This is a genomic window from Nonomuraea sp. NPDC004186 (assembly GCF_053603495.1).
In genome coordinates this window covers 16,489-26,779 of record NZ_JBSGFQ010000055.1, presented here as the reverse complement: position 1 = coordinate 26,779, position 10,291 = coordinate 16,489, and the positions used below count along the sequence as shown (strand labels likewise).

Genomic DNA, 10,291 nt, shown 5'->3' with positions numbered 1-10,291 from the left:
CTTCTGTAGACAATAGACCAATCCGGCCCGAAGTGAGGTTTTCGTAACACATGACCACTCCACTGTCCGGCATCCGGGTCGTCGAGGTCGGCGCGTTCATGGCGGCCCCCTTCGCGGCCATGCAGCTCGCCGACCTCGGCGCCACCGTCATCAAGGTCGAGAACCCCGACGGAGGCGACGGAGTGCGCGCCGTCGGCCCGTTCACGGCCGGGCACAGCTCCCCGTTCGCCCGGCTCAACAGGAACAAGCGGTCGGTCGCGCTGGACCTGAAGTCCGAGCTCGGCGTGGCGGCCTTCCGCCGCCTCGTCGAGGACGCCGACGTCCTGGTGGAGAACCTCCGCCCCGGCGCCATGCGCCGGCTCGGGCTCGGCTTCGCCGACCTGAAGGAGCTCAACCCCGGCCTCGTGTACGTCTCCGCCTCCGGCTGGGGCCAGGCCGGCCCGCTCGCGGACCTGCCCGGCCTGGACATCATGGCCCAGGCCAGGGGCGGCCTGATGAGCGTCACCGGCATGCCGGGCGGCGACCCGGTCAAGGTCGGCGTGCCCATCGCGGACCTGGTGTGCGGGCTCTACGGCGCGCTCGGAGCGATCTCCGCGCTGCACGCCCGCGCGCTGACCGGCCAGGGCCAGCACGTGGACGTGTCGCTGCTGGAGTCGGCCGTGTCGTTCGCCATCTGGGAGGCGGGCAAGTATTTCGCCACCGGCGAGGTGGGCGGGCCGCTCGGGTCCGCGCACCAGAGCACGGCGCCGTACCAGGCCGTCCGCACCTCCGACGGCTGGTGCACGGTCGGCGCCGTCACCCCCAAGACCTGGCGCGGCTTCTGCGTGGCGCTCGGCCTGACCGCCCTGCTCGACGACGAGCGCTACACCGACGCGCACGATCGGCACGGCCTGCGCCACGAGCTGATCCCGGCCATCGAGGCGGCCACCACCCGGCGCACCACGGCCGAGGTCGTGGCCGCGCTCGACGAGCACGGCGTCCCGTGCGCCCCCATTTCCGACTACTCCCAGGTGTTCGAAGACGAGCACCTGAACCAGCGCGGGTTCTTCTGGGATGCCGAGCATCCCGAGATGGGCCCCGTACGCCAGCTCGGCTCGGCCATGCGTTTCTCGGACACGCCGACGAGACGCGGCCCCGCCGGACCGTCGCTCGGCGCGGACACCGTGGAGGTGCTGCGCGAGTGCGGTCTGACCGAGCAGGAGATCGACCGGCTGCTCGCCGAAGGCGCGGCGGCCCAATCCCCCACCCCCTTGGAGAGTTCATGAGCGACCAGCTGACCCCGGGTGTGAGCGCCGGCCTCACCTGGGTCGTGACGGAGCGGCACTGCACCCGCCGCGGCGACCACGACATCTTCTCGACCCCCAACCTGGTCCACCTGATCGAGGACGCCGCCATCGAGGCGCTGGCCCCGTACCTGGCCGACGGCGAGGGCAGCGTCGGCAGCAAGGTCGAGATCGCGCACGTGGCGCCCACGCTCAAAGGGGGCGAGGTGACCGCGACCGCCACGGTGACCGAGGTGGACCGGCGGCGCGTCGTGTTCGCCGTGGTCGCCGAGGACGCCAACGGGAAGGTCGGCGAGGGTACTCACGAACGCTTCATCATCAACCTGGACAAGTTCGCCGCCAAGCTCGCGGAGCAGGCGTCATGAGGGGGGCGTGGGTCGCCGTGCTCCTGCTCGGGGTCGCCGCCTGCGGCACGAACGCCGACGCCGGGGGCGGCGCGTGGAAGCCGCGCGGCGACGTCCGCATGATCGTGCCGTTCTCGGCGGGCGGCGGCAGCGACCTGGCGGGCCGCGCCATCGCCGCCGCCCTGGAGAAGGCCCAGCCCGGGCTGAAGGTCACCGTGGAGAACCGCGAGGGCGGCTCGGGCGCGGTCGGCTACTCGGCCCTGCTCGGCAAGAAGGGTGACGGCAAGTACCTGCTCGCCACCGAGAACGCCATCCTGTCGCTGCCGCTCAGCGGCCAGGTGTCCTTCACCCGGCAGGACTTCACGCCGGTCGCCAAGCTGGCCGAGGACGGCGGCATCGTCGTGGTCAGGAAGGACTCGCCGCTCAAGACGTGCGCCGACGTGGTCGGCGCGGCCAGGAGCGGCCGGGTGAGCGTGGGCATGTCGGGTGCGTACGGCGTGGACAACGTGATCTTCACGATGATCGAGCAGAAGACCGGCGTGAAGTTCCAGCGGGTGCCGTTCGAGTCGGGCGGCGAGCTGGTGCCGGCCGTGCTCGGCGGCCAGATCCAGGTCGCCCTGCTCAACCCGGGCGAGGTGATCGGCCAGTTCAGGTCCGGCGACCTCCGGGGCCTGTGCGTCACCACGGACAAGCGCTACACCTACCCCGAGTTCGCCTCCCTGGGTACGGCCAAGGAGCAGGGCATCGACGTCTCGTACGTGCAGTTCAGAGGCTTCATCGGGCCGGGCGGGCTGGACGCGCGGGAGAAGGCGTACTGGGAGCAGGCGGCCAGGGGCGTGGCCAAGACCGCCGAGTTCCAGAAGTGGCTCAAGGACAACTACCTGCAGCAGGCCGAGCTGTACGGCGCCGACTTCGGCGAATACCTCGAACAGCTCGACACGGCGCTCGCGCCGGTGCTGAAGAAGTCGTCATGAGGCAACTGCTCCGCGGCGAGGCCGTCGTCTGGGCGGTGCTGGTCTGCCTGGCGACGGCCATGGCCGCCGTCTCGTTCGGCTACGGCATCACCAAGGACGGCGGGCAGGTGGGGCCCGGGTTCCTGCCGCTGGTGAGCGGCGTGGCGCTGGCCGTGCTCTCGGCCGCCTGCCTCCTGCAGTCCGTACGCCGTGCCGCGCCCGCCACCGAGGCGGACGACCCGCGGCGCGTCAGGACGCTGTGGACCGTGTTCGCCATGCTGCTGGTCGCGCTGCTGCTGGTGCCGCTGACCGGGTTCCTGGTGGCGTTCGGGCTGCTGGTCTTCGCCGTGTCGGCGTTCGTGGAGAAGCAGCGGGTCGTGCCGGCGGCGGGCGTGGCCGTGGCCGCCACGGTGGTGATCTACGCGGTGTTCGTGCTGTTCCTGGCCGTCCCGCTGCCCGGCGGGCTGCTGGGCGTCGGAGGTGACGGGTGATGCTGGACAACCTGGTCATGGGCTTCGGCGCGGCCCTCACGCCCGCCAACCTGCTGTGGTGCTTCGTCGGCGTGCTCGCCGGGACCGTCATCGGCCTGCTGCCGGGGCTGGGCTCGACGACCGGCGTGGCCGTGCTGCTGCCGCTGACGCTGTCGTTCGAGCCGCTGACCGCGCTCATCATGCTCGCCGGGATCTACTACGGCGCCCAGTACGGCGGCACGATCACCTCCGTGCTGATCTCCACGCCCGGCGAGGCGGCCAGCGTGGTGACCGCGATCGACGGCTACCAGATGGCCCGCAAGGGACGGGCCGGGGCGGCGCTGGCGATCGCGGCCATCGGGTCGTTCGCCGCCGCGATCGTCTCGCTGGTGCTGCTGGTGGCGATGGCGCCGCCGTTCGCCAAGCTGGCGCTCGACTTCGGCCCGCCCGAGAACCTCGCCGTCATGGTCCTCGGCCTGGCCACCATCGTGAGCTTCTCCGGCGGGGCGCGGCTGCGCGGCCTGGCGATGGCCGTGCTCGGCGTCCTGCTCGCGACCGTCGGCGTGGACGCGGCCACCGGGCTGCCCCGCTACACCTTCGGGGACGTGGACCTGCTGTCCGGGCTGCCGTTCGTCCAGGTGATGATCGGGCTGTTCGCGGTGGGGGAGGTGCTCTACCAGATCAGGCAGGGTGCGGCCGAGCCCATCCGGGCCCGCTTCAGGGACCTGGTGATCACCCGGGAGGAGCTGTCCCGCTCCAAGGGGGCGATCGCCCGGGGGAGCGTGATCGGCTACCTGCTCGGCTGCCTGCCCGGCGCCGGGTCCACGCTGGCGTCCTTCCTCGCGTACGGGGTGGAGAAGCGGGTCTCGCGGCACCGGGACGAGTTCGGGCAGGGTGCGATCGAGGGCGTCGCGGCGCCGGAGAGCGCCAACAACGCCGCCGCGAACGCCAACTTCGTGCCCACCCTCGCGCTGGGCATCCCGGGCGGCGCGACCACGGCCGTGCTGCTGGGGGCGTTCACGATGTACGGGATCCAGCCGGGGCCGCTGCTCTTCGACGAGCAGCCGGAGCTGGTGTGGGGGCTACTGGCCTCATTCTTCATCGGGAACGTGCTGCTGCTGGTGCTGAACCTGCCGCTGGCGCCGCTGTTCGCGCAGATGTTGCGGATCCCGTACGGGTACCTGTATCCGCTGATCCTGGTCACCAGCTTCGTCGGGGCCTATTCGATCGACAACAACATGTTCAGCGTGTGGATCGTGTTCGTTTCCGGACTGATCGGATATTTCATGAAAAAATTTGATCTGCCGATGGCGCCGCTCGTGCTCGGGCTGGTGATCGGGGCGCTGTTCGAGAAGGCGCTCGTGCAGACGTCCGCGATGGGGGACGGCGATCTGACGATCATCCTCACCCGGCCGATCGCGCTGGCGGTGCTCGTGTCGGCCGCCCTGCTGGCGGCCGGGCCCTCGCTGCTGAAGCTCATCCCACGAAGAGCCAAGGAGACGGTGTGACCGAGCTTGTCGTCGTCGCCGACGGGCCCGTGCTGCGGGTCACGTTCAACCGGCCGGAGCAGCACAACGCGCTGACCTGGGCGATGTGGGACGGCCTTTACGACGCTTGCGAGCGGGCCGACGCGGATCCCGCCATCAAGCTGCTCGTGTTGTCGGGGGCCGGTGGTCGGGCCTTCGTGGCGGGCACCGATATTTCGCAGTTTTCCACCTTTGTCGATGGGGACGACGGGATCGCGTACGAGCGCAAGGTCCAGCGGATCATCGACCGGCTCGAACGCGTCAAGGTGCCCACCGTGGCCGTCGTCCAGGGCTACTGCGTGGGCGGGGGGCTGGTCGTGGCCGCCGCCTGCGACCTGCGGCTGGCCGTGCCGGATGCCCGGTTCGGGGCTCCCATCGCCAGGACGCTGGGCAACTGCCTGTCGATGAACACGTACTCGCTGCTCGTCCACCACCTCGGCCCCGCCCGCACGCTGGACATGCTGCTGCGGGCCCGCATGTACACGGCCGAGGAGGCGCACGCCGCCGGGTTCGTGGCCGAGCTGTGCGCTCCCGACGACCTGCCCGCGCGGCAGGCGGAGGTGGAGGAGCGGCTGCTCTCCCACGCGCCGCTGTCGATGTGGGCGGCCAAGGAGGCGGTCAGGCGGCTGCGCGTGGCCGGCCTGCCGGACGGCGACGACATCGTGGCCACGGTCTTCGGCAGCGCCGACTTCCACGCCGCCGTGCCCGCCTTCCTCGCCAAGGAGCGGGCCACCTGGCAGGGCCGGTGAGTCTCGCGCTCTAAGATCGAGCCATGGAGCTGGCCCCTGGAGTGCGTGTCGCCGTCACCGATCGCCACGGAGGGATCAGCGTCCCGCCGTTCGGGTCGCGCAACCTCGGCGGGATGGTCGGCGACGACCCGGAGGCCGTGCGGGCCAACCGGGCGGGGGTGGCCGCCGAGCTGGGCGTGCGAGGCGTCGTGTTCATGCGCCAGGTCCACAGTGCCGACGTCGCGTACGTCAGCGAGCCCTTCGGGGACGATCCGCCCGCGCTCGACGGCGTGTTCACCACCGAGCCGGGGCTGGCGCTGGCCTCGCTCGGGGCCGACTGCCCGGCGGTGCTGGTGGCCGACCCGGTGGCGCGCATGGTGGGCGCCGCGCACTCCGGCCGCCCCGGCACCGAGGCGGGCATCGCGAGCGCCCTGGTGGCGGCCATGGCGGCCAAGGGTGCGGCGCCGGGCCGGATGGTCGCGCTGGTCGGGCCCGGCGCGTGCGGCCGCTGCTACGAGGTGCCCGCCGACCTGCGCGAGCGGGTGGCCTCCCGCGTCCCCGAGACGTGGTCCACGACGTCGTGGGAGACGCCCGCGCTCGACCTGCGGGCCGGGATCGAGGCCCAGCTCCGTGCCGCGGGGGTCCAGGACGTACGCCATGACGCCCGCTGCACGATCGAGTCGGCGGAGCTCTACTCGCACCGCAGGGAGCAGCCGGGCGGTCGTTTCGCCGGGCTCATCTGGCTCACATAGGCTCCTTTTTCCGCATTTCTTCGGTTAATGTCGCTCCATGCGCGTCGTCATCGCGGGGGCGGGCATCGCCGGGCTGACCGCGGCCCTGAGCCTGCACGCCGCGGGAGTCACCGATGTGGTCATCCACGAGGCGGTCGACGAGCTCCAGCCGCTGGGCGTGGGCATCAACATCCTGCCCCACGCCGTACGCGAGCTCATCGAACTCGGCCTGGCCGACCGCCTGGCGGAGATCGGCGTCGAGACCGCCGACCTCACCTTCGTCAACCGGTACGGCCAGCGCATCTGGTCCGAACCGCGCGGGCTGACGGCCGGCTACAAATGGCCCCAGTACTCGATACACCGGGGCCGGCTGCAGTTCATGCTCCTGCGGGCGGTCCAGGAGCGCCTCGGCGCGGAGGCGGTGGTGACCGGGTCGCCCGTCACCGAGCTCGACCACGACGCGGACCTGCTCATCGGCGCCGACGGCATCCGCTCCGGCGTCCGGCAGGCGCTGTTCCCCGAGGAGGGCGAGCCGTTATGGAGCGGTGACGTGCTGTGGCGCGGCACCTCGTACAGCACGCCGTTCATGACCGGCAAGTCCATGATCATGGCGGGTGACGGCGCACAGAAGATCGTCATCTATCCCATCGCGCCGCCGGACCCCGACGGCAGGCAGCTGATCAACTGGGGCATCCAGCACAGGGCCGCGGAGGCCACGCACCGGGGCGACTGGAACCGGCCGGTGAGCCTGGAGAAGGTCCTCCCGCACGTGGCGGACTGGCACTGCGACGAGCTCGACATCCCCGGGCTCATGGCGGCGGCGGAGAAGGTGTTCGAGTATCCGCTGGTGGACCGGGACCCGTTACCGTCCTGGTCGACGGAGAAGGTGACGCTGATGGGCGACGCCGCGCATCCGATGTACCCCACCGGCTCCAACGGCGGCACCCAGGCCATCATCGACGCCCGCGTCCTGGCCTACGCGCTGGCGACCGGCCGGGGGCTGGAGTTCTACGAGGAGCAGCGCCGGCCCGTCACGAACAACGTCGTGCTGGCCAACCGCAAGGACGGGCCCGAGGTCGTCCTGAAGCTGGCCCACCAGCGCGCCCCGCGAGGTTTCGCCGACGTCGAGGACGTCCTGCCGCTGGCCGAGCGCGAGGAGATCGCCCTGCGCTACAAGCAGCTGGCCGGCTTCGAGCCCGCCACGCTGAACGCACGCCGGAGCTGGTCGGTGGAGACCGACGCCTCCCCGGAGTGAAGGATCAGGCGCGGGCCGCCGGAGTCAGCCGCTCTTGTCGTTCGACCTCCCCGAGTTGAAGATCGCGTTGATGATGATGATCCCGAGCCAGATCGGCACCAGGTAGCCCGCCTTGTCGTCCCCCAGCAGGACCAGCAGGAGGGTGGAGATGGTGCCGAGGCTGAGCGAGACGATCGCCAGGGCGAGCCGCTGCCCGTCGGGCGCCCGGTCGCGTGCCGGCGCCTTCGACGCCCGCTGCGCGATGCGCTCGTCCACCCGCCGGTCGACCTCCTGCCCCATCTTGTCGAGGAAAGACTCGACCACGGCGTCCTCGAACTCCGGCCCGAGGTCCCGGCGGGCGGACACAGCTGCCTTTAACTCATCCCCTGTACTCATATGTCGAGATATAACGGGTGGCATGGCTACCGGGCAAGGATGTCGTCCAGGTTGTAACTCACGGGACGTTCGAGCTGCTCGTACGTGCATGACTCCGGCGTGCGGTCGGGCCGCCAGCGCCGCCACTGCGCCGTGTGCCGGAACCGGTCGCCTTCCATCTGGTCGTAGGCCACCTCGATCACCAGCTCCGGCCTGAGCGGGATGAACGACAGGTCCTTCTTGGCGTTCCACCGCGACACCGCGCCGGGCACCCGCTGCCCGCCCGTCGCGGGCCCGGCGGCGGGCTGGCCGACGTTGGCCGCCGCCTGCTGGGCCCAGTGGCCCCAGGGGTGCTCGCTCAGCTCCGCGAGGTACGGCTTGATCTCCTCGACCAGCTCGGCCCTGCGCGCCATCGGGAACGAGGCCGCCACGCCCACGTGGTGCAGCCGGCCGTCGTCACCGTAGAGGCCGAGCAGCAGCGACCCCACGATCGGGCCCGACTTGTGCTCGCGGTAGCCGCAGATCACCACGTCGGCCGTGCGCTCGTGCTTGACCTTGAACATCGTGCGCTTGTCGGGGATGTACGGCTGGTCGCCCGGCTTGACGATGATGCCGTCGAGCCCCGCGCCCTCGAACATCTCGAACCACTCGGCCGCCTGCTCGTCGTCGGTCGTGACCGGGGTCAGCCGAATGGACTCGCCCTTTTCCGAAAATATCCCCTCAAGTCGCGCGCGGCGCTCCGAGAACGGCGTCTCCATCAGCGACTCGTCGCCCAGCGCCAGCAGGTCGAACGCGACGAACTGGGCCGGCGTCTGCTCCGACAGCAGCTTCACCCGCGAGGCCGCCGGATGGATGCGCTGCTGCAGCGCGTCGAAGTCGAGCTGCGACCCCCTCGGCAGCACGATCTCGCCGTCCACCACGCACCTGTCCGGCAGCTCCGCCCTGACCGCCTCGACCAGCTCCGGGAAGTAGCGCGTGAACGGCCGCTCGTTGCGGCTGCCCAGATAGACCTCCTCGCCGTCGCGGAACACGATGCACCGGAAACCGTCCCACTTCGGCTCGTAGAACAGCGAGCCGTTCTGCTTGGGCATGGCCTTGACCGGCTTGGCCAGCATGGGCGGCACCGGCGGGCGCACCGGCAGGTTGGGCACCGGCTGCTCTTCGGCGGGCTCCGCGAGCCCGGTCGGCTCCGTGGGCTCAGTCGGCTCGGTCATGGCTCTGCTCCCTGTCGTATTTGCAGAAGAGGACCCCCTCCTCCTCCAGCACCTGGCTGAGGCGCAGCGAGACCTCCGAGGGCTCGCCGTTGAGTATGCGCGCCGCGTCGCCCCCCACCAGCAGCGGGCTGATGGACAGGCACATCTCGTCGACCAGGTCCTGGGCCGCGAGCTGGGCGTTGATCCTGGGGCCGCCCTCGCACAGGATCCTGGTCAGCCCGCGCCCGTGCAGCTCCGTGACGGCGGGCGCCAGGTCGACGCTCTCGCCCCCGGCCACGATGACGTCGGCGTGCCTGGCCGCCGCCTTGCGCCGCTCCTGCGGGGCGGCCTCGCAGGTGATCACGATCGTCCGGCTGGGCGCCTCGGTGAACAGCTCGGCGTCGAGGTCGAAGTCCAGGCTGCGGGTGATGACCGCGATGGGCGGCACCTCCGGCCTGCCCGCGCGGATCTCGCCCCACCAGTCACGCGGGGGGACGGGACCGTATCCCTCCTTGCGCACGGTCGCGGCGCCCGCGAGGACGACGTCGGCCAGGCCGCGCAGGGTCTGGAAGATCCGCTTGTCACCCGCGCTCGACAGCCCGCCCGAGCGGCCCTTCAGCCACGCCGCGCCGTCGGCGCTGGCCACCATGTTGAGCCGCAGCCACGGCCGCCCCTCGGGGTAGGCGTACGCCTGCACGATGTCCGGGTTGTCCTGTATGTCGGGATAGATGCGCCGCACTCCTCTACCTTGGCACACCCCACCGACAGTTGGCCCACGCGGGAGCTCGCGCTGGGGCGGGGCCCGCTCGTCGCGGGCCCCGCCCGGTTTCTGGGCTGGTCAGGCGGTGGTGAAGGAGATCCACGCGTCCGGGGGAACGTCGGGCCGGTTCGGCACGGCCAGGCGCTCCTCCGTCCACGCCTCACCGGCGATCTCGATGGCGACGCGCCGCCAGAACGCGACGGCCGCCGCGTTCGAGTCCTGGAAGGCGATCTTCCAGGGGCCGGGGTGCCGGGAGATCACCTCCCGTACGACCTCCATCCCGATCCCGGACCGGCGCGCGCCGCGTACCACGAAGAAGCTGTTCAGCACGCGCGCCGGGCCGGACAGCGCGCGCACGAACGAGAACCCGACGGGCCGGTCGTCGCTGGTGAACAGGTAGGCCGCCCAGTCGTCGTCCTCGAGCGCCGAGCGCAGCCGGTCGCTGTGATAGGTGGCGTCGGGGTTGGGCAGCCCGCCCTGGAACTCCGCCATGTCGTGGCGGAACATGAGCCAGAGCCGTTCGACGGTGGGGTGGTCGGCGGCGCACACGGGCCGCACGGTTGCCTGAGAAATGGTCATACAAACACGTTCCGGCCGGAATCAACATCCGACCGGAAAGGTAAAGCTAGCAGATGCGAGCGGGCATTTCGGGATATGGGGCGTATAGCACTTTTGTGTATCCAAGGACGCGCGG

General features: G+C 71.0%; 12 protein-coding genes. 8 read left to right on the top strand and 4 right to left on the bottom strand.

What is annotated here, in order from left to right; genetic code table 11:
* Nucleotides 1–50: 50 nt before the first annotated feature.
* The 8 genes from ACWEPL_RS36340 to ACWEPL_RS36305 are packed head-to-tail and all read left to right on the top strand — an operon-like array spanning nt 51 to nt 7,290.
* Nucleotides 51–1,265 (top strand): CaiB/BaiF CoA transferase family protein, encoded by a 1,215-nt coding sequence (locus ACWEPL_RS36340; RefSeq protein WP_452438873.1) that lies wholly within the window; start codon nt 51–53, stop codon nt 1,263–1,265.
* On the top strand, nt 1,262–1,648 hold the full coding sequence (locus tag ACWEPL_RS36335) for a thioesterase family protein (RefSeq protein ID WP_350722707.1): 387 nt from the start codon (nt 1,262–1,264) through the stop codon (nt 1,646–1,648). Before ACWEPL_RS36340 ends, ACWEPL_RS36335 begins: the two co-directional genes overlap by 4 nt.
* Nucleotides 1,645–2,601: a tripartite tricarboxylate transporter substrate binding protein gene (locus tag ACWEPL_RS36330; protein WP_363965796.1), complete on the top strand. Its 957-nt coding sequence runs from the start codon at nt 1,645–1,647 to the stop codon at nt 2,599–2,601. The genes ACWEPL_RS36335 and ACWEPL_RS36330 overlap by 4 nt, the downstream gene beginning before the upstream one ends.
* Nucleotides 2,598–3,071 (top strand): tripartite tricarboxylate transporter TctB family protein, encoded by a 474-nt coding sequence (locus ACWEPL_RS36325; protein WP_350722704.1) that lies wholly within the window; start codon nt 2,598–2,600, stop codon nt 3,069–3,071. The genes ACWEPL_RS36330 and ACWEPL_RS36325 overlap by 4 nt, the downstream gene beginning before the upstream one ends.
* Nucleotides 3,071–4,558 carry a tripartite tricarboxylate transporter permease gene (locus ACWEPL_RS36320; RefSeq protein WP_452438872.1) on the top strand — a complete coding sequence of 496 codons (1,488 nt, stop codon included), beginning with the start codon at nt 3,071–3,073 and terminating at the stop codon, nt 4,556–4,558. The genes ACWEPL_RS36325 and ACWEPL_RS36320 overlap by 1 nt, the downstream gene beginning before the upstream one ends.
* A complete protein-coding gene (locus tag ACWEPL_RS36315; RefSeq protein WP_397365172.1) occupies nt 4,555–5,325 on the top strand; it encodes an enoyl-CoA hydratase/isomerase family protein in 771 nt (256 codons plus the stop codon). The genes ACWEPL_RS36320 and ACWEPL_RS36315 overlap by 4 nt, the downstream gene beginning before the upstream one ends.
* A 23-nt stretch (nt 5,326–5,348) precedes the next feature.
* On the top strand, nt 5,349–6,056 hold the full coding sequence (gene pgeF, locus ACWEPL_RS36310) for a peptidoglycan editing factor PgeF (protein ID WP_355194539.1): 708 nt from the start codon (nt 5,349–5,351) through the stop codon (nt 6,054–6,056).
* 37 nt (nt 6,057–6,093) lie between these two features.
* Nucleotides 6,094–7,290 (top strand): flavin-dependent oxidoreductase, encoded by a 1,197-nt coding sequence (locus tag ACWEPL_RS36305; protein ID WP_452438871.1) that lies wholly within the window; start codon nt 6,094–6,096, stop codon nt 7,288–7,290.
* A 24-nt stretch (nt 7,291–7,314) separates the two neighbouring features.
* Here the strand turns inward: ACWEPL_RS36305 and ACWEPL_RS36300 are convergent, their stop codons facing one another.
* The 4 genes from ACWEPL_RS36300 to ACWEPL_RS36285 all read right to left on the bottom strand — a co-directional run bounded on the left by ACWEPL_RS36300 (nt 7,315) and on the right by ACWEPL_RS36285 (nt 10,176).
* A complete protein-coding gene (locus ACWEPL_RS36300) occupies nt 7,315–7,635 on the bottom strand; it encodes a hypothetical protein (protein ID WP_363965784.1) in 321 nt (106 codons plus the stop codon).
* Between the two features lie 56 nt (nt 7,636–7,691).
* Complete coding sequence (locus tag ACWEPL_RS36295) at nt 7,692–8,858, bottom strand: ATP-dependent DNA ligase (protein ID WP_452438870.1); 1,167 nt, start codon at nt 8,856–8,858, stop codon at nt 7,692–7,694.
* The gene (locus tag ACWEPL_RS36290; RefSeq protein WP_452438869.1) at nt 8,842–9,576 is read right to left on the bottom strand and encodes a pyrimidine reductase family protein; all 735 of its coding nucleotides are present in this window, start codon (nt 9,574–9,576) and stop codon (nt 8,842–8,844) included. The genes ACWEPL_RS36295 and ACWEPL_RS36290 overlap by 17 nt, the downstream gene beginning before the upstream one ends.
* 99 nt (nt 9,577–9,675) lie before the next feature.
* Nucleotides 9,676–10,176, bottom strand: coding sequence for a GNAT family N-acetyltransferase (locus ACWEPL_RS36285; RefSeq protein WP_363965778.1), 501 nt, complete (start codon nt 10,174–10,176; stop codon nt 9,676–9,678).
* Nucleotides 10,177–10,291: the final 115 nt, after the last annotated feature.

Coding starts and splice junctions, on each gene's coding strand:
- ACWEPL_RS36325 (WP_350722704.1), top strand. CDS start 2,598: ATGAGGCAACTGCTCCGCGGCGAGGCCGTCGTCTGGGCGGTGCTGGTC.
- ACWEPL_RS36335 (WP_350722707.1), top strand. CDS start 1,262: ATGAGCGACCAGCTGACCCCGGGTGTGAGCGCCGGCCTCACCTGGGTC.
- ACWEPL_RS36330 (WP_363965796.1), top strand. CDS start 1,645: ATGAGGGGGGCGTGGGTCGCCGTGCTCCTGCTCGGGGTCGCCGCCTGC.
- ACWEPL_RS36295 (WP_452438870.1), bottom strand. CDS start 8,858: ATGACCGAGCCGACTGAGCCCACGGAGCCGACCGGGCTCGCGGAGCCC.
- ACWEPL_RS36285 (WP_363965778.1), bottom strand. CDS start 10,176: ATGACCATTTCTCAGGCAACCGTGCGGCCCGTGTGCGCCGCCGACCAC.
- pgeF (WP_355194539.1), top strand. CDS start 5,349: ATGGAGCTGGCCCCTGGAGTGCGTGTCGCCGTCACCGATCGCCACGGA.
- ACWEPL_RS36305 (WP_452438871.1), top strand. CDS start 6,094: ATGCGCGTCGTCATCGCGGGGGCGGGCATCGCCGGGCTGACCGCGGCC.
- ACWEPL_RS36340 (WP_452438873.1), top strand. CDS start 51: ATGACCACTCCACTGTCCGGCATCCGGGTCGTCGAGGTCGGCGCGTTC.
- ACWEPL_RS36320 (WP_452438872.1), top strand. CDS start 3,071: ATGCTGGACAACCTGGTCATGGGCTTCGGCGCGGCCCTCACGCCCGCC.